This window comes from Agilicoccus flavus (genome assembly GCF_014857905.1).
GTDB classification, from domain to species: Bacteria; Actinomycetota; Actinomycetes; order Actinomycetales; family Dermatophilaceae; genus Agilicoccus; species Agilicoccus flavus.
In genome coordinates, this window is sequence record NZ_JACYXE010000001.1 from 724535 (window position 1) to 746719 (window position 22185).

Here is a 22185-nt window from a genome sequence, read left to right on the forward strand (position 1 = left end):
TCGGTGGCGGCTCCTACGATGACGACCGTGAGCCGCCACCCCGACCGCCTGCTGCCCCGCCCGCCCCGCGTCGCGCCCGCCGGTCGGTCCCACCTCCAGGGTGGTCGTCGTGCCTGAGGGTCACGTCATCCACCGGCTCGCGCGCGCCTACGAGGAGGCCTTCGCCGGGCGGGTCACCCACAGCTCCAGCCCGCAGGGGCGGTTCGCCGAGGAGGCCGGGATCATCGACGGGCTCGTGCTCGACCACGCGGAGGCCGTGGGCAAGCACCTGTTCTGCCACTTCGGGGAGCACGTCGTGCAGGTGCACCTCGGCATGGCCGGGAAGACCAGCCTGCACCGCCAGGACGGACTCGTCGACGATGTCGGCGAGGAGGTCGCCACGCGCGTCGACGCCGACGGCGGCCGGCCGATCACCGGCGCCATCCGCTGGAGGCTCGAGACCGAGGACGCCTGGTGCGACCTGCGCGGCCCCGCGATCTGCGCCCTCGTCACCGACGAGGACCGCGACGCCGTCGTCGCCCGCCTCGGCGCCGACCCGCTGAGCCCCGAGGCGGACGTCGAGGCGGCCTGGGCCCGGGTGCGCCGGTCGTCGCTGCCGATCGCGGTCCTGCTCATGGACCAGAAGGTGACGGCCGGCGTCGGCAACATCTTCCGGGCCGAGGTCCTGTACCGGGCGCGGATGGATCCGATGCTGCCGGGCACCGCGGTGACGCGACGAGAGTTCGAGGCGCTCTGGGACGACCTCGTGGGCCTCATGGAGTACGCCGTCGAGCACGGCCGCATCGACACCGTCCGCCCCGAGCACGATCCGGTCGCGACGGGCCGCGCGCCGCGCGTCGACCGCCACGGCGGCGAGGTGTACGTCTACCGGCGGGCCGGGGCGCCCTGCCACGTGTGCGGCACGGCCGTCCGCACCCAAGAACTCGCGAACCGCAACCTGTTCTGGTGCCCGACCTGCCAGCCCCTCTCGCGCCGGGCCGGCGCGGTGGCCGCCCGCCGTCTGGCCCGCGAGAAGGCGCGAGCCGCGCGGCTCGCGGGCGGGTGACGACGCGCCGGCCAGGAGCGGCCCGGGCAGGCCCCGACCCGCACTTCTGCTCCTCGAGGCGGTGGTCGCAGAGCGGCGGCGCCGCCGACACGCCGGCCGGGGTCGAGCGGCGGGTGGCGAAGAGCGCCACCCTCCAGCGCATCCGGGCCGAGACGGAGTCGGTGAGGTCGTCGCCGCCGGCATCGAGCCGGGCCGCTCACGCAGGGCCGGTGTGCGGCACACGGGTCGAGCGCGGCAAGAACCACCTCGGCGCGCTGTGCGTGGTCGCAGCCATCCCTGTCGGGCGCGCGCCCGCGGCCGTGGCGGGCTCAGGCCTCCGTGCGCCCGAGGGTCCAGTAGGCGACCGCGTCGACCTGCGCGCGGGGCAGTCCCACCGTCCCGAGCAGGTGCGCGCGGACGGCCAGCACCGCCGCGGCCTCGCCGGCGACCCAGGCCTTCGTGTCGGGGCCCACGTCACCGAGGTGGTCGACGACGCGCGCCATCGGCTCGCCCGGGCCCGCGTCCCCGCGCGGCCACCACGTGAGCTCCACGTCCGCGGCGGAGGCGAGCTCCTGCCGCTCGGCGTCGTCGGCGACCTCGACGTGGACCCGGGCCCACCGACCGGCGGGCAACTCCGCGAGCACGGCCCGGGCCGCGGGCAGGCCGGTCTCGTCGGTGACGACGAGCAGGTCGGCGTCCGGGTCGACCTCGTAGCGGCCGACGGGCCCGACGATCCCGACCTCGTCGCCCGGCCGCACCCCGGCGGCCCACTCGCCGGCGAGTCCCGTGCCGTGGAGGACGAAGTCGACGGCGGCGGTTCCGGTGACCGCGTCGAGATCGAGCAGGGTGTAGGTGCGGCGTCGCCGGCGGGCGCGCCCCATCTCGGTCGGGTCGTCGCCGAAGACCCGCCCCTCCGGGAAGACGAGCTTGACGCGCTGGTCGGGCGAGACGGGGTCGACGCCGACCAGTTCGTCGCTGCGCAGCGTGACGCGCCGCATCCGGGGCGTGAGGTCGGCGACCTCCTGCACGACCGCCCGCTTCGGGGCGTTCCCGGCCGGTCGACGCTGCGGAGGGCGGGGCGGTGGGGTGATGCTCACGCGCGATCCCCGCGACGTTCGCCGCCGATCGAGCGAGCGCCGTCGGAGGTGGGGCGAGCGTCCCCGCGTCGGTCGGCCCGGTCGCCGCGGTCGCCGGCGTGGTCGCCGTCGCGGTCGCCGGAGTGCTCACCGCCGCGGTCGGCCTCTTCCGCCGGGTCGTGCGCCTTGCCGTCGCTCGGCCCGCCCGGGACGAACGCGGTCGCGCCGTCGGTGCCGTTCTCGGCGGCGCCGTCAGCCCCGTCCTTTTCGTCCCAGCGGTCGCCGGTGGCGGGGTCGATCTGCGGGTCGCCGGTCTCCGGGTCGCTGGCGAGGAACGCGTTGAGCCACTGCGTCCGCGGGTCGATGTCGATGAGCAGGTTCTTGCACAGCAGCGTGGCCGGCAGCGCCAGGAGGGCGCCGAGCGGGCCGAGGACCCACGCCCAGAACAGCAGCGACAACAGCGACAACGTGGCGGTGACGCCCACTGCGTCGCCGTTGAACTTCGGCTGGATGACCGACTGGACGATGAAGTTGATGACGCAGTAGGCGACGATCACGATGAGCGCCGTCCGGGGGTCGTTGGCGAGCAGCGCCATGAGCGCCGGCGGCACGATCCCGAGCAGGAAGCCGATGTTGGGGATGTAGTTCGTGAGAAACGCGAGCAGGCCCCACACGAGGGCCAGCGGCACGCCGAGGTAGAGCAACACGCCCACGTCGAGCGCCGCGACGATGAGCCCGAAGATGCTGCTGACGATCCAGTAGCGCCGCACACCGCCGCTGAACTGCGTGAGCGCGTCCACGACGCGGGGCTGCGTGCGGGCGGCCACCTGGAGTCGCTGCGGGAAGCTGATCGAGTCGATCATCGCCATGAAGATGATGGTGACGACCACGGCGATGAGCGAGAGCATCCCGCCGACCCCGCTGAGCGCCCCGGTGAGGACGCCGGTGATCGAGGACGGGTTGAACTGCTGCTGCGCCTGCTGCAAGACCTGGCCCTCGTTGATCCCGAACCCGTGCAGGAGCTGCACGAGCTGGCCGTAGAGCCGCGAGAACGACGACTGGTACTGCGGGATCTGCGTGATCATCTCCGTCAACGCCCAGGTCAGGGACCCGAAGAAGACGATGAGGATCGCGAAGACGATCAGTCCCGAGACGATCGCGCCGATCCAGCGCGGCAGACCGATGCGCGTCAGCCGCGTCTGCACCGGGTAGGCGACGATGAACAGGTTGAGCGTCAGGAGCAGGGGCGCGACGATGTCCTTGAGCGCCTGCACCCCCGAGATCGCGAGCCACGCGAGCGCGAGGGTCGCGAGGACGACGACGAGGCGTGGGACGCCCGATCCCGCCGACTGGTCGGATCGGGCCGCGGGCCCGGACGTGGACGGCGCGGGGGCCGCGGTGGTATCGCTCACGTCTCATGTGTACTCCCTCGGCGCGCGTCCGCCGAACAGGCGGCACGAAACGCCCGCGGCCCGCACCTCACATCCGGGCCTCGGGCGGCGTCTACCAGGTATGAGCCTTTCCACCCCGATCTCCCCCGGCCGTCCCCCGATCTCGTCGACACCGACCGGCCCGGCCGCCCACACCGTGCTCACCTCCCCGGTCGGCGACCTCACTCTCGCCGCGACGGGCACGACGCTCACCGGGCTGTGGATGGAACGGCACCGTCGGCCCGCCGGGTTCGACCTCGGACGCGCCGACCCCGGGCCGTTCGCGGCCGTCCGCACGCAGCTCGAGGAGTACTTCGTCGGTGCGCGCACCGCGTTCGACGTCGACGTGGCCCCGAACGGCGGACCGTTCGCGCAGCGCGTGTGGGCGCTGCTGCGCGAGATCCCCTACGGCCGGACGTGCACGTACGGGGACCTCGCCCGGCGGCTCGGCGCGCCCGGCGCCGCCCAGGCGGTCGGCGCGGCGAACGGCGCCAACCCCGTCTCGATCGTCATCCCGTGCCACCGGGTGGTCGGGGCCGACGGCGCGCTGACCGGGTACGCCGGCGGCGTCGAGGTGAAGGCGCGACTCCTCGCGCTCGAGCAGTCCCGCCCCGACCCGGACCGGCTCTTCTGATGCGGGCTGCGGAGCAGGCCCCTCCCGAGCTCGGGGTCGACGACCTCCTCGCCCCGCTGGGATCGCCCGGCGCCACCGACGGGCGGGGCGACGGCGACGACGACGGCGAGGACGCGCGCGCCCTGGCCCGGCTGCGGGAGGGTCTCGCGCGGCGGGCGTCCGCCGCGGGTGACCTCGACGTCGCCTACCGCGACCTCGACTCCCCGATCGGGCCGCTGCGCCTCGCGGCGAGCCCGGCGGGCATCGTCCGCGTCGCCTTTGCCGGCGAGGACGGCGACGCCGTGCTCGCCGACCTCGCGCGGCGGGTCGGGGCGCGGGTGCTGCGGGCGGCCGCCCCGCTCGACCCCGCGGCCCGCGAGCTGGAGGAGTACTTCGCCGGGACGCGGCGCCGCTTCGACGTCCCGGTCGACCTGCGGTTGGCGGGCGGGTTCCGCCGCACCGTGCTCGACCGCCTCCGGGACGTCGGCTACGGCGCCACGGCCACGTACGCGGAGCTCGCGACCGCGGCGGGGTCGCCGCGAGCCGTCCGCGCGGTGGGCAGCGCGTGCGCGCTCAACCCCGTGCCGCTGTTCGTCCCGTGCCACCGCGTGGTCCGTTCCGACGGCACCGCGGGCCGGTACCGGGGCGGCGAGGCCGCGAAGGCGGCCCTGCTCGCGTTGGAGGCGCGGTGAGCGCCCTGCTGCCCGCGCCCCGGCGCGAGATCGCCCCGGGGGCCGTGCACGTCCCGGGGTGGCTCGACGTGCCCGCGCAGCGGCGGATCGTCGAGGCCGCCCGCGACTGGGCCCGCGGTCCGGTGCCCCTGCACCACACGACGATCCGCGGCCATCCGATGTCGGTGGCCACCCTGTGCCTCGGATGGCACTGGCTGCCCTACCGCTACTCCCGCACGGCCGACGACGTCAACGGCGAGCGCGTCCCGCCGGTCCCCGGTTGGCTCGCCGACCTCGGCCGGGCCGCGGTGGCCGACGCGTTCTCACCCGAGCAGGCGGTCGGCTACGACCCGGACGCCGTGCTCGTCAACCACTACGACGGCACCGCGAAGATGGGCCTGCACCAGGACAAGGACGAGCGCAGCGACGCCCCCGTCGTGTCGCTGAGCATCGGCGACACGTGCCGCTTCCGGTTCGGGAACACGCGGACGCGCACCCGGCCCTACACCGACGTCGAGCTTGCCTCCGGCGACCTGTTCGTCTTCGGCGGTCCGTCCCGGTTCGCCTTCCACGGCGTCATGCGCACCTTCCCCGGCACCGCCGACCCGGGCTGCGGGCTCGCGACGGGGCGGCTCAACCTCACCCTGCGCGTCACCGGCCTCTCCGGCTGAGCGTCCACCCCCGTAGCCCGAGGAACGCGGCGACCGCGGCGACCGCGAGCAGGTGCCCCGACGGGTACACCCCCCACCGCAGCTCGAAGAGCACGTCGCTCCACCCCCCGCCCCACACGAGCAGGACGAGCCCCGTCCCGACCACGGCGTAGGCGGCCGGCGCGCCCAGCGCCCGGAGAGCTGGTGGCGTGCCGGCCGGAACGCCGGCCCACACGCCGGCGAACGCGAGGCACGCGATGATCCACGGCACCGAGGTGAGCACGTACCCCGGCGCCTCGGGCGCCGTCGTGTTGAGCCCGAACAGGACGTACAGCGCTCCCGGCACCGCCTGCGCGCACCACACGAGCACGGCCACGGCGACGAATCGCGCCGCCCCGACGAGCGTCATCCCACCCTCCTCACCTCGACCGGCCCGGCTAGCGTGGGCCGCACCCGATCCTGCCCCGCGACGAAGGAGACTCCGTGTCCGACCCCACCCCCGCCGACCTCGGCACGTTCACCCTGAGCGACGGCGTGCGCGTGCCGCGCGTCGGCTTCGGCACCTACCCGCTGCGCGGCGACGACGGCATCGACGCGATCACCAGCGCCCTCGAGGTCGGCTACCGCTACCTCGACACCGCCGTGAACTACGAGAACGAGTCGGAGGTCGGCGAGGCGATCCGGCGCAGCGGGCTCCCCCGCGACGAGGTCCAGGTCGCGACCAAGATCCCCGGCCGCTTCCACGCCCACGACCTCGCCGCGCGCAGCGTCGAGGACTCGTTGACCCGGCTGGGCCTCGACCACCTCGACGTGTGCCTCATCCACTGGCCCAACCCCGGCCAGGGCCTCTACACCCAGGCGTGGCAGGCGCTCGTCGACGTCCAGCAGCGGGGCCTCGTGCGCTCGATCGGCGTCAGCAACTTCACGCCCGGGCACCTCGACCGGATCGTCGCCGAGACGGGAGTGACCCCCGCCGTCAACCAGATCGAGCTGCACCCGGCCTTCTGCCAGGACGCGCAGCGCGGTGACGACGCCCGCCGCGGCATCCTCACCCAGGCCTGGAGCCCGCTCGGACGCGCCGACGCCGACGGCCCGTTCGGTTCCGACGCCGTGCGCGAGGCCGCGCAGGCGCACGACGTCACGCCCGGCCAGGTCATCCTCCGCTGGCACCTCCAGCTCGGCGTCATGCCGCTGCCGAAGTCGGCGACGCCGGAGCGTCAACGGCAGAACCTCGACCTCGCCGGTTTCGAGCTCTCCCGCGCCGAGATGGAGGCCATCGCGGCGCTGGGCCGGCCCGACGGGCGCCTCTTCGACGGCGACCCGGAGACGCACGAGGAGATGTGACCCACCGGCGGCGCCCCGGCCGCTCCTCGCCACCGTCCCGGAGCACGACATCGACTCCACGCTCGTGCGGGTGCCGTCCGCGACGCGTGGCTACTCCTGCAGGTCGGGCGAGGACTTCTTGCTCGGGGCGTCGTCGGCCGGCTCGTCGGGGACCCCGCCGTCCTGGCGGGCAGCCTTCTTCGCGAGGGCCGTGGGCGGCGCCTCCTCCTTGGCCTCGACGTACTTCTCCGGGTCCTTGTCCTTCGGGGTGATGCCGTCGGCCGCGTGCTGGGCCATGTAGCGCAGGAAGGCGACGGCGATGTCGTGCCGGAGCTGCAGGCTCGCCCGCTGGCGGAAGTCGCCGAGGTCCTGCCGCTCCTCCTCGCCCATGTGGTTGCTGTTGTGGACGTTGGCGTCGACCACGGCCGTCCACCACTCGTCGGACCCCGTCTTCGCGGCGTTCGCGCGACCGACGGCGTCACGGATCTCGTTGTGGTCGTGGATCGCGTCCTCGACCTCCTCGCCGACCGACTCGGCGTCGGCCCCGCCGGAGCCGATCTTCACGAGCTCGGGGTAGAAGTAGCGCTCCTCCGCCTCGGCGTGCAGCTCGAGGAAGATCGCCAGGCGGCCCCACAGGGCGGCCAGGCCCTCGGTGTCGTCGCGCGACCACTCCTCGAGGACGGCGAACTGCCGCCGCTGCTCGTCGTGCTGGTGCTGGATGATCTCGGTGATGTCCATGGCGAGCCCTCCTCGATGGCCGGTGCTCTGCGGGCCGGTGATCCGCGGGCACCTCGTGGCCTCAACGTAGGCCACGGGTCCGACAGGGTCCGCCCCAGGACGCCCTAACCTCGCGGTCCCCCTCGCAGGGTGAGGGATTCGACGGAGACGGTGAACTCCTCGAGCACGTCGGGCAGGACGTCCACACCGATGCCCGGGCCGGTGGGCACGGGCACGCACCCGTCGTCGTCGAGCTCGAAGGCCGGCGTGACGTCGGTGGCGAAGTACCGGTCGGAGGCCGAGGTGTCCCCCGGCAGCGTAAACCCGGGCAGCGCGGCAAGGGCGAGGTTCGGGGCCCGCCCGATACCGCACTCGAGCATCCCGCCGCACCAGACCGGCACCCCGTTCGCGCGGGCGACGTCGTGGATGCGCCGCGCCTCCAGGTAGCCGCCGACCCGGGAAGGCTTGACGTTGATGATGCTGCACGCCCCCAGGGCGATCGCCGTGGCCGCGTCGCTCGCCGACGTGATCGACTCGTCGAGGCACACGGGGGTCGCGATCCGCCGAGCGAGCTCGGCGTGGCCACGCAGGTCGTCCTCGGGCAGTGGCTGCTCGACGAGCAGGAGGTCGAAGGGGTCGAGACGGGCCAGGTGGCGGGCGTCGGCGAGGGTATAGGCCGTGTTGGCGTCCACCTGGAGCAGCAGGTCGTCGCCGTACCGCTCCCGCACCGCGCGGACGGGCTCGACGTCCCAGCCCGGCTCGATCTTGAGCTTGATGCGCACGTACCCCTGCTCGAGGTAGCCGTCGACGGCGTCGAGCAGCGCGGGCACCGAGTCCATGATCCCCACGGACACCCCCGCGGGGACCCGGTCGCGCTCGGCCCCGAGGTAGGTGCCGAACGACACGTCGTGCAGCTTCAGCTCCGCGTCGAGCAGGGCGGTCTCGAGCACGTGCTTGGCCATGTGGTGACCCTTGACCGGCGCCGTCGCGGACGCGACCCGGTGCGCGGCGACATCGCCCCCCAGCGCGAGGACCCGGGGCACGAGCTGCTCGCGCAGGACCATCTCGGCGCCGCGGAGGAACTCCGAGCTGTAGAGCGGGTCGGCCTCCGCCCCGCACTCGGCCCACCCCTCGACCCCGTCGGCCACGACGCGCACGACGAACGTGTCCTTGTCGTACGCCGTGCCGAACGACGTGCGGAACGGCGTGACGAGGGGAATCTGGAGGTACCGCACCTCGAGGTGTTCGATCCTCACGTCGCGCTCCGGGGGTCGTCGGTGTCGTCGGTCCGTTCCAGCAGGTACCAGCCGTCGCGGGTGACGTGCGTGGCCACGCGCCCGTCGGCGAAGGCGGGCACGAACACCTCCCGGGTCGCGGAGCGCCACGCCGACGCCTGGGCCGGGTCGTGCCGGCGCAGGGCCACCACGTCGGCGGGGACGCGACACCACAGGCCGTTCCCGTCCTCGAGGAGCATGGGGCGGGCGTCGGGGCCGTCGGCGAGTGGGACCGCGTCGCGGGCGGGTTCGGGCTCGGCCGGCGCCTGCCCGTCCCGGTGCCCGGCATGATCGGCGGCGCGGTCGGCGACGGACGGCGCGTCCATGCACCACCGGGCGACGAGTCGGTCGGCCTCGTCGGCGCCGTTGACCCCGTCGGCCATCCGGCCGTAGAACGCGACCTCGTACCCCGGCGCGGTGGCCCCGAGGCGGGCGAGGTTGAACCGCCCGTTGCGCGCCACGAGCGGGTCGAAGGTCCACGTCATCCGCGTCAGCCCCCGGCGCAGGGCCCAGGCTCGCTGGGCGAGCTTGAGGGTGCGACCGATCCCGCGGTCGGCGCGGCCGGGCAGTGCGGCGGCGATGAACCCGTACGTCGAGCCGGCGGGTCGGGCGGCGCCGAGCACGGCGGCACCGACGAGGTGGTCGCCGTCGTACGCGGCCGTGACGGCCCCACCCGCGTGCACGAGGCCGAGCATGACCTCGCTGTGGATGGGCACGCCCTCCGGCCCGCTCCCCCACACGGTCTCGAAGAGCGACGACGCCGCGCGCAGGTCGGCGATGTCGTGCAGCTCGCGCACGTGGACGCCGGCGCGCCGGGCGGCCGCGTCGGCCGCGGCCGAGGCGTCCGCGACGAGTGCGTCTGACAAGGGTGGAGGCGCGGGCGCGACATCGGGCATGCGCCCGATAATGCCAACTCTTCCCCTCCCCGTCCGCGACAGCGGCCCGGGATCCGCATCGTGAGATGTCACGAGGGCCCGGGCCCGCGCGAGGGCCGGCGGTCCGTCGTGACATCTCGGGGCCCGGACGTCGGGGGTCGGCTGCTCAGACCCGTTCGAACGTCGGGGTCAGCTCGATCTCGCTGCGCAGGCTCGCGGCGACGAAGCACTCGCGGTGGGCCACCTCGACGAGGTGCGCGAGACGCTCGTCGGTGACGTCCGAGGCGACGACCACGTGCGGGCGCAGCTCGATCCGCGACACCCACATCGGGCGCCCCTCGTGCGGCATGAACCCCCGCGCGTCGTCGCGGTAGGAGACGACGTCGACGCGGGCCCGGGCCGCGACGGCGAGGAACGACAAGAGTTGGCAGGAGCTCGCGGCCACGACGAGGAGCTGCTCGGGGTTGAGCAGGCCCGGGTCCCCCCGGAACGCGCGGTCCGAGCTCACGCGCAGCGTGTTTGGCCCCACCCGCACCTCGTGGCCCCGGTCGTAGGCCTCGTACCCGGCCCCGGTGGTGCCCTGCCAGACCGCGGACGCGGCGAACTCGTGAGCGTCGGTCATGCCCGGATCATCGCAGCCGGGCGCGTGGGGCGGGGCGGCCGGGTGCGAGAGGCGTTGTCCGGACGCGAAGCCATGCGCGGGCGGGCGAAATCGCCGCGCCCCGCCGCCTCGGGGGGCAGGGGGCGCCGCACCCACATACGGACGTCCGACCTGGTCCTGAACTAAGGTAGGGGCTTCACATACGGGTCTTCGGGGGACGACCCGCACGGGGGTTGGACGGGGGTCTGGTCCACGAGTGCGGCGCGGGCCCTGCCCCGTCGTCGAAAGGAACCTCGTGCTCTCGCCTCGCTCGTCCGTCGCCGCCTCCGTCGCGCTGTGCGCCGCCGCCGGTGTGCTCGCACCGGTGGCCTCCGCCGCCCCCGCCGCGGCGGCACCGACACCGGCCGTTGCGGCCGCCCCGGCCGCGCCCGCTGCGGCCGCGACGAACGGCGCGTACGCCGGCGTCCCCGTCGCCGCCCGCGGCCCGGCCGGCGCGTACGCCCGCAAGTACCTCGGCGCCTCGCGGTCCTCGCTCGCGTGGCACTCGGGAGCCTGGGTCGGCGGGTGGATGAGCGCCACCCGGGCCACCCGCTGGGGGACCTGGCGGGGCACACCCAGCGACGTCACCCTCACCTTCCCCGAGAGCCGGACCTGGGCCGACATCCAGCGGTCCACCTGGCACATCGACACGTTCAAGGGATTCCGCGGCACCCTCGTCTACGGCCTCCCGCTGCTGCCGAAGACGGCGAAGCCGGCGCAATTGCGCGCCGTCGCCGCCGGCAAGCACGACGCGACGTTCGCGAAGGTCGCCCGGGACCTGCGCGCCCGCGGCCGCGGCAAGACCGTGGTCCGCATCGGCTGGGAGGCCAACGGCACGTGGATGCCGTACAGCGTGACCGCCGGCACCGCCGCGACCTACCGCGCCGCGTTCCGCCGCGTGGCGAAGGTGATGGAGAAGCAGGCGCCGGGGCTGCTGTTCAGCTTCGACGTCAACTGCGGGACGACGCTCAAGGGCCAGCGCAACCGCCTCGACAGCCTCAACCGGCTCTACCCGGGCAGCGACGTCGTCGACATGGTCGGGTGCTCCGCGTACGACTGGGACGTCCTCGGCGCGACGACCGAGGCAGGCTGGCGCCGCGCGCTCAAGCCGGGCAAGGGCGTCGGCCTCGGCGACGTCGCCGCGTTCGCGCGGGCCAAGCGCAAGGGCCTCGCGATCTCCGAGTGGGGGCTCGCCGGCCGTCACCGCGACGGGCACGGCGACAACCCCTTCTACATCCGCAAGATGAAGCAGTTCTTCACCGCGAACGCCGACATCCTCGTGCTCGAGAGCTACTTCAACGTCGCCGAGAAGACGGACACCGCGAGCTCGCTGTGGCCCGAGGCGCCCCTCAACCCGAGGTCGGCCGCGGTCTACCGCGCCCTCTGGTGAGCCGCGCGCCGCGGTGAGGGTCGCCCGGCGCCGCCGCGCGTCCGCCCCGGGGCCCGGGCCGGTCGCGCCGAACAACGCCGCCTCGACGGCATGGTCCGGCCGGCGGCGGCAGGCGAAGCCGCGGGCCCGAAGCGCGGGTCACGTCGCGCGGGCGTCCTCCCGGTAGTGCCGGGCGGGGGTGAACACGTGCGCCTCGAGCGCCGGGGGCAGGTCGGCCACGCCCGGTCCGCCGGCGCGCACCCAGCCGAGCACCTCGGCGTGCGTGTCCTCGTCGCCGGTCCACGCCAGCCAGACCGGGCGGGCGCCTTCGCTGCGCCCCCGCGCCGACGGACGCACGACGACCACGTCCCGGTCGTCGCAGGGCCCGAGGCAGTCGGCGACCGTGACCGTCGTCTCGCGCGAAAGCTCAGCTAGGCGGGCCCGGGCGGCGGGGTCCCGGCGCCCGTCGGGGGTTCGCGCGCAGCAGCATCCGTGGCAGACCGTCAGCGCGCAGCCCTGCGCCGCGCCCGGGCCGGAACCCCCGGAGCCCCCGACGCTCGCGCCGGCGGGACGCGCCTCCGGCCGGCCCCCGCCCTTGCGTCGTCTGCCCATCGGACCATCCTCTCCTGCCGATGCCGCCGGCGACGCGAGGGCCCGACGCCGGGGGCGAACCCCGACGCCGGGCCCGGTGCCGATCAGAAGACCGGCTTGCCGCCCGTGACGCCGAGGACGGTGCCCGAGACGTAGCTCGCCTCGTCGGAGGCGAGGTAGACGTACGCCGACGCCACCTCGATGGGGTGGCCGGCGCGGCCGAGCGGGGTGTCGGAACCGAAGCCCTCGACCTTCGCGTCGGGCATGGTCGCCGGGATGAGCGGCGTCCAGATCGGGCCGGGCGCCACGGCGTTGACGCGGATGCCCTTGTCGCCCAGGTCGCTGGCGAGGTTGACGACGAGGTTGTTGAGCGCGGCCTTGGTCGCGGCGTAGTCGAGGAGGTTCTCGCTCGGGCTGTACGCCTGCACCGACGTCGTGACGATGACCGACCCGTTGCCGGAGAGTTCGTCGACGAGCGCCTGCGTGAGCCAGAACGGCGAGAACACGTTGGTCGCGAACGTGCGCTCGATCTGCTCGGGCGGGAAGTTCTCGAGCCCGTCGTAGGTCATCTGGTACGCCGCGTTGCACACGAGGACGTCGAGGCCGCCGAGGAACTCGACCGCCTTGGTCGCCAGCTCGACGTTCGCGGCGTGCGTGCGCAGGTCACCGGGCACCGCGTGCACGGTCCCGCCGGCGGCCTCGATCGCCGCGATCGTCTCGGCGGCGTCGGCGGCCTCCTCCGGCAGGTGCGCGATGACGACCGACGCACCCTCCTTCGCGAAGGCGACGGCCACGGCGCGGCCGATGCCCGAGTCGGCGCCGGTGACGAGCGCCCGGGTGCCCTCGAGGCGGCGGCGCGGGGTCCACGACGTCTCGCCGTGATCGGCGGGCGGGTCGAGCTTGCTCGTGGTGCCGGGCCAGTCCTGCTTCTGCTGGGGGATGTCGGAGAGATCGGCGGGCGTCTTCTGGTCGGCCATGGTGGAGCCTTTCGTTCGAGGGGTCGGAGCAGGGATCCGGCGAGGTCGGGCCGCCGTCAGGGGGTCAGGACGACCTTGAGGCAGCCGTCCTCCTTCTTCTGGAACGTCTTGTAGGCCCGGGCCGCGTCCGCCAGGGGCAGGCGGTGCGTCGCGAGCGTCTCGACGTCGAACACGTCCGACTCGACGAGCAGGGCGAGCAGCTCGTCGGTCCAGCGCCGGACGTTGGCCTGACCCATCCGGATCGTGAGCTGGCGGTCGAACATGTCCATCATCGGGAGGGGGTCGGCGGCCCCGCCGTACACGCCGGAGATCGAGACGGTGCCGCCGCGGCGGGCGGCGAGCAGCGACGCGTGCAGCGCCGCGAGCCGGTCGATGCCGAACGTCTCGGTGGCCTTGCGCGCGATCGGGCCGGGCAGCTTGCCGGTCGCGGCCACGGCGAACCCGGCCGCGGCGTTGATCGGGCCCCCGTGCGCCTCCATGCCCACGGCCTCGACGACGCCGTCGGCGCCGCGGCCGTGCGTCATCTCGCGGATCGCCTCCGCGGCGTCGGGCGTCTGCCGCAGGTCGATCGTCTCCACGCCGTGCGCCCGCGCCGCGGCGAGGCGCTCGTCGACGAGATCGACGCCGATGACGCGCTCCGCCCCGAGGTGCCGCGCGATCCGCGTCGCGAGCTGACCGACCGGTCCGAGGCCGAAGACCGCGACGGTGTCGCCGGGGTCGACGTCGGCGTAGCGCACGGCCTGCCACGCGGTCGGCAGGATGTCGGAGAGGTAGAGGTACCGCTCGTCGACCCCCTCGTGGGGCACCTTCACGGGGCCGTACTGCGCCTGGGGGACGCGCACGTACTCCGCCTGGCCGCCGGGGACCGAGCCGTACAGGCGCGTGTAGCCGAAGAGCGACGCCCCCTTGTCCTGCTCGGTCACCTGCGTGGTCTCGCACTGACTCTGCAGCCCGTGCGTGCACATCCAGCAGTGCCCGCACGAGATGTTGAAGGGGACGACGACGCGGTCGCCGACGCGCAGGTCGCCCGTGTCGGGCCCGACCTCCTCGACGATGCCCATGAACTCGTGCCCGAGGACGTCACCGCGATCGAGGTAGGGGCCGAGCACGTGGTACAGGTGCAGGTCGGACCCGCAGATGGCGGTGGACGTGACGCGGACGATCGCGTCGGTGGGGGCGTGGATGCTCGGGTCCGGGACGTCGATGACCTCGACGTGATCCGTGCCCTGCCAGGTGAGTGCCTTCATTGGCGGGAGACTCCCTCGACGTGGTGGCTCCGGCCATGGGTCTGCAGTCGGAGTGGCGGGCGGGCCCGCCTCGCCTGTCCCCTACCCCTCGTCGCGGGCCGCACACCTGGCCCCCGGGTGGTGTAGCCGCGGCCGGGAGGGGTACGAACCGGACATGTCGCGACCCTCGATCACCGCTCTGCTCGCCCGCCCCGGCGCCCTCCCGGCACGCCCGGTCGCCCTCGTCGCCGGCGCCTCCCGCGGCCTCGGGCTGCTCGTGGCCCGCGAGCTCGCCGAGCGGGGCTGCCGGGTCGTCGGGCTCTCCCGCTCGGAGGAGTCCCTCGCGCAGGCCCGGGAGCAGATGGCGGGGTGGGGTCACGAGCTGACCACCTACGCCGTCGACGTCACGGACGACGAGCGTCTCGCGGAGGTCGTCCGCCGGGCGGGCACGGAGGTCGGGCCGATCGACGTCGCGGTCCACGTGGCCGGGGTCATCCAGGTGGGCCCGGCGGAGTCGATGACGCGGGAGCACTACGAGCAGGCCATCGGGATCATGCTGTGGGGCCCGATCAACCTCGCGCTCGCCGTGCTCCCCGGCATGCGGGAGCGTCGGCGCGGGCGCATCGGGATCGTCACCTCGGTCGGGGGCACGGTGTCCGTGCCGCACCTGCTGCCCTACTCGACCGCCAAGTTCGGGGCGGTCGGCTTCAGCGAGGGGCTGCGGGCCGAGCTGACCGGCACCGGGGTCACGGCGACGACGATCATCCCCGGCCTCATGCGCACCGGCTCGCACGTCGCGGCCGAGTTCACCGGCGACCAGGCCGCGGAGTACGCGTGGTTCGCGCCCGGGGCCTCCCTGCCCGGGGTCGCGATCGACGCGGAGCGCGCCGCCTCGGCCATCGCCGAGGGGGTGCTCGCCGGCCGCGGGCAGGTCGTGCTGTCGCCGCTCGCGCAGGTCGGGATGCGGGTCGCGGGCGTCGCGCCCGGGCTGACCGGTTCCCTGCTCGGCGTCGCCGCCCGCCTCCTGCCCAGCGCCCCGCCCGATCCGACGTCCACCGGGACCGTCGACGGCCACACCGCCCGCGCGCGTCTCGACTCCCCCCTCGTCGAGAAGCTCACAGCCCTCGGGACCCGGGCGTCGCGGCGGTTCAACGAGTTGCGCTCGTCGCGGCGCTCCTGACCGGTCGGTCGCATCACGGCCGGACGCCGGTGCCCGTGGCACCTCGATGACGACGTCTCGCGCCGTCTCGGGCCTACCCGGCCACGGGGAGACACGGGCGTCGGCCCACGGCGACCAGGCGTCGTTCCCGTTGCCGCGTGCCACGCCCTGGACTACGTTCGAGAACCCCGCGGGTCGGCCTCGGATCGGGGCCACCCGCGTCTGTCGGACTCGATGAGGAGACCACCATGAGCAGCAATCGCGTCGTCGTCTACAAGGGTCCCGGCGAGGTCGCCGTGGAGTCGATGGACTACCCCACGCTCGAGATCCCGGGCGAGGTGGCCGACCACTTCGGCATCAAGAAGGCCGCGCCGCACGCGGTGATCCTCAAGCTCGTGACGACGAACATCTGCGGATCCGACCAGCACATGGTGCGCGGACGCACGACCGCGCCGATCGGACAGACCCTCGGCCACGAGATCACCGGCGAGGTCGTCGAGGCCGGCGACGACGTCCTCTTCGTCAAGGAGGGCGACATCTGTTCGGTGCCCTTCAACATCGCGTGCGGGCGGTGCCGCATGTGCAACGAGGGCAAGACCGGGATCTGCCTCAACGTCAACCCCGCCCGCCCCGGCGCCGCCTACGGCTACGTCGACATGGGCGGCTGGATCGGCGGCCAGGCCGACTACGTCATGGTCCCGTACGCCGACTTCAACCTGCTGAAGTTCCCCGACCGCGACCAGGCGCTGGCCAAGATCCTCGACCTGACGATGCTCTCGGACATCTTCCCGACCGGATACCACGGCGCCTACACCGCCGGCGTGACGACGGGGTCGACCGTGTACGTCGCGGGCGCGGGCCCCGTCGGCCTCGCGGCGGCGTACTCGGCCCAGCTCCTCGGCGCCGCGGCCGTCGTCGTCGGCGACATGAACGCCGAGCGGCTCGCGCAGGCGCGCAGTTTCGGCTGCGAGACCGTGGACCTGTCCTCGGGCGACGCCCTTCCCGACCTGCTCGAACAGATCCTCGGCGAGCCGGAGGTCGACGCGGCGGTCGACGCCGTCGGGTTCGAGGCGCGCGGCCACGGCAAGGACGCCGCCGAGGCACCCGCGACGGTACTCAACGACGTCATGACCATCGCCCGGGCGGGCGCCGGGCTCGGCATCCCGGGCCTGTACGTGACCGGCGACCCGGGCGCCGTCGACGACGCCGCGAAGAAGGGCCGCCTCGGCGTCGACCTCGGCCTCGGCTGGGCCAAGTCGCACAGCTTCACGACGGGTCAGTGCCCGGTCAAGACGTACAACCGGAAGCTCATGAACCTCATCCTCGCCGACAAGGCGCACATCGCCGACGCCGTCGGGGCCGTGACGATCTCGCTCGACGAGGCGCCGCGCGGGTACCAGGAGTTCGACGGTGGCGCCGCGAAGAAGTACGTCATCGACCCGCACGGCATGGTCCGCTGACCGTAGGGTCAGGACTCGCGTCGGGCGGTTCTTTCTGTCGCGCTCACTGCGGCTCGCTAGCTCACCTCCGCTCGCCGCTCGAACCCTCTGTCGCGCTCACTGCGGCTCGCTAGCTCACCTCCGCTCGCCGCTCGAACCCTCTGTCGCGCTCACTGCGGCTCGCTAGCTCACCTCCGCTCGCCGCTCGAACCCTCTGTCGCGCTCAAGATATGCGACGCCGCGGGGGGACAGTTCGTAACCCACGTCGTGGCTGATCGTCAGCCCGAGCGCCTTGAGCTTGCGGATGTCGACCTTCATGGGCAGCACGTCGCGGCCGAGTTCGGCGGCGAGCTGCGTCGACACGACCCGTGGATGCCGGCGGATCCACTCGAGGATCCGCCGCGTCCACGGGCCGGTCGCGCGAGCGTCGAGGCGGTCGACCGCAGCCACGAGCTCCGCCATCTCGGCCTCGTCGGGGATGCGCTCGCGCAGCGCGATCCGCGGGTCCTCGCCCACCCAGCGCACCCGCACCCGGTAGACGTGCGCCCCGCCGCGGCTTCCCCGCGGACCGGGCGGACGCTCCCGCGGCGCGAGGGCCCGCCGCAGCGCCGCGGCGTCGGGCATCCCCGCGGCGCGCGCCTGGCGATCGGTCAGCGCCTCCACGTCCGGGACGCGGGTCACCGAGACGAACTCGACGAGCCCCGCCGGCGTCAACTGCGTGCGACCGACCTTGACCCGCGGCGCATCCCACCGGCGGTACTGCATCGAGATACGGCCCGTCCGGATGCCGTCTGCGACGGCCTGCGAGATCATCACCGGCCCATCCTCCCCGTCGGCGATGGGCAGGGCCCCCGGGCGCGGGTCAGCTCCCGCCCCAGAACTCGCAGTGGTGCTGGGCCGCGAGCCGGGCGTCCGAGATGACCCGGGTCCGGTCGCCGCTGCGCAGCGACAGCACCCGTGCGGTCCGGTCGTAGCGCGGCCACCAGCCCTGACCGGGGACGTTGGGTTTCCCGGTGAGCGTGAAGGCGCCCCACGCGAGCTTCATGCGGGCCGCGAGAGCCCGTTCCCCGGCGTCGAAGGTCGGCGCGATCGGCGTGCCGTTGTCGAAGCTCGGGAAGAGGTAGGCGAGCTCGGTCGCGTGGCCGGCGCCCCACACGTACCCCGCGGGCGACGGGGTCAGCCCGGGCCCGGTGCGGTGGGCGAACTCGTACGCCCACGTGGGCGTCCACCGCGCAAAGTCCTTCGTGAGAGCGCGATTGACGCATCCGCCGATCCCGCCCACGAGGCCGGAGTCGGTCATGATCGCGCCGACGAGGTAGGCCGGGGTGAAGCGGTCGGCGTCGCTCGGCCAGGGATACCGCGCGAGGACCCCGTCGGCCCGGGCACCGAAGGTCTCCCGGACCCACGCGACGTACTGCTCCCGCGATTGACCGATGGTGCCGGCGGCGAACGTGCGGCCCTCGTCGCGGGTCGCACCGATCACCACGGGGACCCGCGCGAAGCGGCCCGCGGACACGGCCCGCGCGGGGTCCTCCGGCAGGAACCGCGTCCCCCGCACCGGCGCGGGCAGGGTCCCGTTCCAGCCGTCGATGAGAGCGCCGGCCGGCTTGCGACGCAGGCACGCGAGCACGTCGGCGCCGCTGCAGCCCATCCGCGCGGCGAAAGCGGTGCCGGTGGCCTGCGCCGTACTCTGCGTCGCGCTGGGGCAGGAGCCGCTCTGGATCATCGCTCCGGCGAACAGTCCGCGAGAGCCGGGGGCGACGAGGTGGGTGCACACCGACCACCCGCCGGCGGACTCGCCCCCGATGGTCACCTGGTCGGGGTCGCCGCCGAAGCGGGCGATGTTGCGCTTCACCCAGCGCAGCGCGGCCTGCTGGTCCTGGAGGCCGTAGTTGCCGGACTCGCCCTGGGCCGCCGTCAGCCCGGGCGTCGCGAGGAAGCCGAGCGCGCCGAGCCGGTAGTTGATGCTCACGGTGACGGCGCCGGTGCTGCGGGTGATCGCGGCGCCGTCGGCCTGGTTCGAGCTCCCGTCGAGGAGCCCGCCCCCGTGGATGAAGACGTAGACGGGCCGTCGGTCGCCGGCGGAGAGCCCGGCGGGGCGCCGGACGTTGACGAAGAGGCAGTCCTCGGACTCGCTGCGCGGGCCGTTGCCGCCGGCGAGCGCGGCGCAGCGATCGCCGTGCCGGGTGGCGTCCGCGACGCCCCGCCAGGGGGTGACGGGCGCCGGTGGGCGCCAGCGTCGGGCGCCGACGGGCGGCGCGGCGTACCGGATGCCCGAGAAGGCGTCGACACCGTCGGTCGTCGCGCCGCGCACCCGGCCGGACTCGGTGCGCACGACGGGCGACGACGTGCGGCCCGGTGGCCGCACCTCGTCGGCCGGGGCGGTCGCGGGCCGGGCGCTCGAGGCCGGGGCGGCGACGAGCGCACCCCCGAGCATCAGGGCGGCACCGGCGACACCGGCCACCAGGCGGCGGGCGAGAGACGACGTGATCGGCACCATTGCCGACCTCCTTCTCGGACGAGGACGATGCGGCAGCCTTGCACGAACCCCCGCCCCGCACAACGGGATCGGATCCGGGCCCGCAGCCCGCGCGCCTGACGGCCGGGCGCCTCCTCGCCCGGCGCGGCCGGGGCCACATCGCCCGCACCGCAACCCGCCACGGCGGGGCGGCCGGTGGCAGGGTGACCCTCACCTCCTGCCGAAAGGGACTCGCCATGCGTGCACGCCGCACCCTCGCCACCGCTGTCGTGGGACTGATCGCCACCGCCGGCACGCTGCTCCCGGCCGACCTCGCGGCCGCCCGGCCCGCAGCGGCGGACACCGCGCTGCCGAGCCCCGTCGAGCGGACCGTCACCGACGGGAAGACGACCTTCCGCGTCGTCACCAACCCGCGTGGCGGGGCCACGCTGAGCTACGTCCCGTCCGGGGCCGTCACGCTGCTGCGCGTGCGTACCGGCGGCGCCGAGTACGCGTTCAAGGACATGAACGCCAACGGCCGGCTCGACGCCTGGGAGGACTGGCGCAACGGCGTCGACGTCCGCGCGAAGGCGCTGGCGCAGGAGCTGACCATCCCCCAGATCGCCGGGCTCATGCTCTTCAGCTCGCACGAACGGGATTTCGCCGCCGGCCTCACCGACGCCCAGCGCACGTACCTGCGCCAGGACCACCTGCGCAACGTGCTCAACGCCGGGGCGAACGACGTGAGGGCCAACGTCACGTGGACGAACCAGGCCCAGGCGTTCGCGGAGGCGCAGACCCGGGCGGGGCTGCCGTACGTGCCGGTCAACATCTCCTCCGACCCGCGCTCGACCGCGGGCGGCGACAACGCCTACAACGCCGAGGGCGCCGACATCTCGCGGTGGCCGTCGAACATCGGGCTCGCGGCGACGTTCTCGCGGAAGGCGATGCTCGACTTCGCGAAGGCCTCGTCGGCGGAGTACCGCGCGATGGGCATCACGACGGCCCTCGGGCCGCAGATCGACCTCGCCACCGAGCCCCGCTGGTTGCGCGTCGACGGCACCTTCGGCGAGAACTCCGCCCTCGCGTCGAGGATGGCGAAGGCGTACGTGGAGGGGTCGCAGAACACGTACGACGCCAAGGGCCGCCCCACCGGGTGGGGCCCTGAGTCGATCAGCACGATGATCAAGCACTTCCCCGGCGACGGCGCGGGCGAGGGCGGCCGCGAGGCCCACCTCAACGCCGGGAAGTACGCCGTCTACCCGGGCGGGAACTTCGCCGAACATCTCGAGCCGTTCTCCGCCGCGATGGACTCGCTCGCGATGATGAGCTCCTATTCGATCGCCATCGCCAAGGACGGTTCGCCGCTCACCGGCAACCGGGTCGGGTCGGCCTACGACCCGGTGAAGATCGACATCGCGCGGAAGGCGGGATTCGACGGCGTCATCTGTACCGACTGGGGCGTGACGACGGGCTACAAGGACCCGAACTCGCCCTTCGGGATGGCGTGGGGTCAGGAGAAGGCGACGGTCGAAGAGCGGCACTACGCGGTGCTGAGGGCCGGCCTCGACATGTTCGGCGGCAACAACAAGACCGCCCCCGTCCTCGCCGCCCACGCGATGTGGGCGAAGGACCATGCGGCCGGCAAGGTGGGGGTCTCGGCCGACGCGCGGTTCCGGCGCTCCGGGGAGCGCATCCTGCGGATGCTGTTCGCCCCCGGGCTCTTCGACCACCCGTACCTCGACCTCGCCGCCTCGACGAGGGTCGTCGCCAGCGCCGACAAGGTCGCGCGCGGGCAGGCGATCCAGCGCGACTCGGTCGTCATGCTGAAGAACGCGAGGCGCACCATCCGCCCGACGCGCGCCGGCGCCTACCGGAACAAGACCGTCTACATCCCGAGCTCGATCGGGCACGGCTTCCCGAGTGTCTTCTCGCAGTCGACGACCGACGTCGTCGGCCCGACCCTCGACGTGGCGGAGGCGAAGAAGCACGTCGGGCGCGTGCTCACGGACACCCCCGTGAAGGACAAGGCGGGCAAGGTCGTCGGTTACCAGATGCCCGACCTGCGCGGCGTCGACATGGTGCTCATGGGCATGCGGTCCCCCGACAACGGCAACAACTTCACCGGCGCCGGCATGAACAAGGACGGCACGTTCTACCCGCTGTCGCTGCAGTGGCGGCCGTACACGGCGAACGGGAAGCACGTGCGGCGCACGTCGATCGCCGGTGACATCGCCGACGACGGGACGCGGGAAAACCGCTCCTACTTCGGCAGGACGTCGAAGATCGGCAACGAACGCGACCTCGTCTCCCTGGAGCGGGCGACCGCCGCCGTGCGGAAGATCGAGAAGGCGACGGGCCGGAACATTCCGATCGTCGCGGCCGTCAAGGCGAAGTCGAGCTTCATCCCCGCCGAGTTCGAGCGGAAGGTCGACGCGATCCTCGTCGGCTACTCCGTCGACGACAGCGCGCTCCTCGACGTCGCCCTCGGGCGGCACGAGCCGAAGGGACGGCTGCCCATCGCGAGCCCGAAGAACATGGACGCCGTCGAGGCGCAGCTGGAGGACGTGGGCGAGGACATGACCCCGTACCGCGACTCCGCCGGCCACGCCTACCGGTTCGGTTTCGGGATGGACTGGAGGGGTCCGATCCGCCACCGCCGTTGAACGACGG

At 73.9% G+C, this 22185-nt stretch carries 21 protein-coding genes; 9 read left to right on the top strand and 12 right to left on the bottom strand.

Annotated elements, in window-relative coordinates; translation table 11 throughout:
- The first annotated feature begins 109 nt into the window (after window positions 1-109).
- Window positions 110-1045, top strand: a complete 936-nt coding sequence (locus tag ICW24_RS03260) for an Fpg/Nei family DNA glycosylase (RefSeq protein ID WP_226344246.1) — start codon at window positions 110-112, stop codon at window positions 1043-1045.
- A 308-nt stretch (window positions 1046-1353) separates the two neighbouring features.
- Here ICW24_RS03260 and ICW24_RS19575 read toward each other — a convergent pair whose 3' ends face one another.
- Entirely contained in the window at window positions 1354-2121 is a 768-nt protein-coding gene (locus ICW24_RS19575) for a siderophore-interacting protein (RefSeq protein WP_226344247.1), read from the bottom strand.
- Window positions 2118-3512 (bottom strand): AI-2E family transporter, encoded by a 1395-nt coding sequence (locus ICW24_RS03270; RefSeq protein WP_226344248.1) that lies wholly within the window; start codon window positions 3510-3512, stop codon window positions 2118-2120. The genes ICW24_RS19575 and ICW24_RS03270 overlap by 4 nt, the downstream gene beginning before the upstream one ends.
- A gap of 100 nt (window positions 3513-3612) precedes the next feature.
- Here ICW24_RS03270 and ICW24_RS03275 point away from each other — a divergent pair, with 100 nt between their 5' ends.
- From ICW24_RS03275 to ICW24_RS03285, 3 genes are read left to right on the top strand one after another with little or no spacing between them, the layout of a single operon-like run.
- Window positions 3613-4164 carry a methylated-DNA--[protein]-cysteine S-methyltransferase gene (locus ICW24_RS03275; protein ID WP_226344249.1) on the top strand — a complete coding sequence of 184 codons (552 nt, stop codon included), beginning with the start codon at window positions 3613-3615 and terminating at the stop codon, window positions 4162-4164.
- The gene (locus ICW24_RS03280) at window positions 4164-4835 is read left to right on the top strand and encodes a methylated-DNA--[protein]-cysteine S-methyltransferase (RefSeq protein WP_226344250.1); all 672 of its coding nucleotides are present in this window, start codon (window positions 4164-4166) and stop codon (window positions 4833-4835) included. Before ICW24_RS03275 ends, ICW24_RS03280 begins: the two co-directional genes overlap by 1 nt.
- Entirely contained in the window at window positions 4832-5485 is a 654-nt protein-coding gene (locus ICW24_RS03285) for an alpha-ketoglutarate-dependent dioxygenase AlkB family protein (RefSeq protein WP_226344251.1), read from the top strand. The genes ICW24_RS03280 and ICW24_RS03285 overlap by 4 nt, the downstream gene beginning before the upstream one ends.
- Here ICW24_RS03285 and ICW24_RS03290 read toward each other — a convergent pair.
- On the bottom strand, window positions 5466-5873 hold the full coding sequence (locus ICW24_RS03290) for a hypothetical protein (protein ID WP_226344252.1): 408 nt from the start codon (window positions 5871-5873) through the stop codon (window positions 5466-5468). The genes ICW24_RS03285 and ICW24_RS03290 overlap by 20 nt on opposite strands.
- Window positions 5874-5947: 74 nt before the next feature.
- Between ICW24_RS03290 and ICW24_RS03295 the strand changes: the two genes are divergently transcribed.
- Window positions 5948-6808, top strand: coding sequence for an aldo/keto reductase (locus tag ICW24_RS03295; RefSeq protein ID WP_226344253.1), 861 nt, complete (start codon window positions 5948-5950; stop codon window positions 6806-6808).
- A gap of 90 nt (window positions 6809-6898) precedes the next feature.
- Here ICW24_RS03295 and ICW24_RS03300 read toward each other — a convergent pair whose 3' ends face one another.
- The 4 genes from ICW24_RS03300 to ICW24_RS03315 form a co-directional block, all read right to left on the bottom strand.
- On the bottom strand, window positions 6899-7525 hold the full coding sequence (locus ICW24_RS03300) for a hemerythrin domain-containing protein (protein ID WP_226344254.1): 627 nt from the start codon (window positions 7523-7525) through the stop codon (window positions 6899-6901).
- A gap of 104 nt (window positions 7526-7629) precedes the next feature.
- Window positions 7630-8760: an o-succinylbenzoate synthase gene (menC, locus tag ICW24_RS03305; protein ID WP_226344255.1), complete on the bottom strand. Its 1131-nt coding sequence runs from the start codon at window positions 8758-8760 to the stop codon at window positions 7630-7632.
- Window positions 8757-9644 carry a hypothetical protein gene (locus ICW24_RS03310; protein ID WP_226344256.1) on the bottom strand — a complete coding sequence of 296 codons (888 nt, stop codon included), beginning with the start codon at window positions 9642-9644 and terminating at the stop codon, window positions 8757-8759. Before ICW24_RS03310 ends, menC begins: the two co-directional genes overlap by 4 nt.
- Before the next feature lie 175 nt (window positions 9645-9819).
- Entirely contained in the window at window positions 9820-10275 is a 456-nt protein-coding gene (locus ICW24_RS03315) for an OsmC family protein (protein ID WP_226344257.1), read from the bottom strand.
- Between the two features lie 274 nt (window positions 10276-10549).
- On the opposite strand from ICW24_RS03315, the gene ICW24_RS03320 reads away from it, so the two are divergent.
- Window positions 10550-11683, top strand: coding sequence for a glycoside hydrolase family 26 protein (locus ICW24_RS03320; RefSeq protein ID WP_226344258.1), 1134 nt, complete (start codon window positions 10550-10552; stop codon window positions 11681-11683).
- A gap of 138 nt (window positions 11684-11821) precedes the next feature.
- Here ICW24_RS03320 and ICW24_RS03325 read toward each other — a convergent pair whose 3' ends face one another.
- The 3 genes from ICW24_RS03325 to ICW24_RS03335 all read right to left on the bottom strand — a co-directional run bounded on the left by ICW24_RS03325 (window position 11822) and on the right by ICW24_RS03335 (window position 14477).
- Complete coding sequence (locus tag ICW24_RS03325; RefSeq protein WP_226344259.1) at window positions 11822-12274, bottom strand: hypothetical protein; 453 nt, start codon at window positions 12272-12274, stop codon at window positions 11822-11824.
- Between the two features lie 83 nt (window positions 12275-12357).
- A complete protein-coding gene (locus ICW24_RS03330; protein WP_226344260.1) occupies window positions 12358-13230 on the bottom strand; it encodes an SDR family oxidoreductase in 873 nt (290 codons plus the stop codon).
- 56 nt (window positions 13231-13286) lie between these two features.
- Window positions 13287-14477 carry a zinc-dependent alcohol dehydrogenase gene (locus tag ICW24_RS03335; RefSeq protein ID WP_226344261.1) on the bottom strand — a complete coding sequence of 397 codons (1191 nt, stop codon included), beginning with the start codon at window positions 14475-14477 and terminating at the stop codon, window positions 13287-13289.
- A gap of 154 nt (window positions 14478-14631) precedes the next feature.
- Here ICW24_RS03335 and ICW24_RS03340 point away from each other — a divergent pair, with 154 nt between their 5' ends.
- Together ICW24_RS03340 and fdhA are read left to right on the top strand one after the other, a co-directional pair.
- Window positions 14632-15636, top strand: coding sequence for an SDR family NAD(P)-dependent oxidoreductase (locus ICW24_RS03340; protein ID WP_226344262.1), 1005 nt, complete (start codon window positions 14632-14634; stop codon window positions 15634-15636).
- A gap of 227 nt (window positions 15637-15863) precedes the next feature.
- Window positions 15864-17075 carry a formaldehyde dehydrogenase, glutathione-independent gene (gene fdhA / locus ICW24_RS03345; protein WP_226344263.1) on the top strand — a complete coding sequence of 404 codons (1212 nt, stop codon included), beginning with the start codon at window positions 15864-15866 and terminating at the stop codon, window positions 17073-17075.
- A gap of 162 nt (window positions 17076-17237) precedes the next feature.
- Here fdhA and ICW24_RS03350 read toward each other — a convergent pair whose 3' ends face one another.
- Together ICW24_RS03350 and ICW24_RS03355 are read right to left on the bottom strand one after the other, a co-directional pair.
- A complete protein-coding gene (locus ICW24_RS03350) occupies window positions 17238-17867 on the bottom strand; it encodes an ASCH domain-containing protein (RefSeq protein WP_226344349.1) in 630 nt (209 codons plus the stop codon).
- Window positions 17868-17916: 49 nt separating this feature from the next.
- On the bottom strand, window positions 17917-19554 hold the full coding sequence (locus ICW24_RS03355) for a carboxylesterase/lipase family protein (protein ID WP_226344264.1): 1638 nt from the start codon (window positions 19552-19554) through the stop codon (window positions 17917-17919).
- 215 nt (window positions 19555-19769) lie between these two features.
- Between ICW24_RS03355 and ICW24_RS03360 the strand changes: the two genes are divergently transcribed.
- Complete coding sequence (locus tag ICW24_RS03360; RefSeq protein WP_226344265.1) at window positions 19770-22178, top strand: glycoside hydrolase family 3 protein; 2409 nt, start codon at window positions 19770-19772, stop codon at window positions 22176-22178.
- The last annotated feature ends 7 nt before the right edge of the window (window positions 22179-22185 follow it).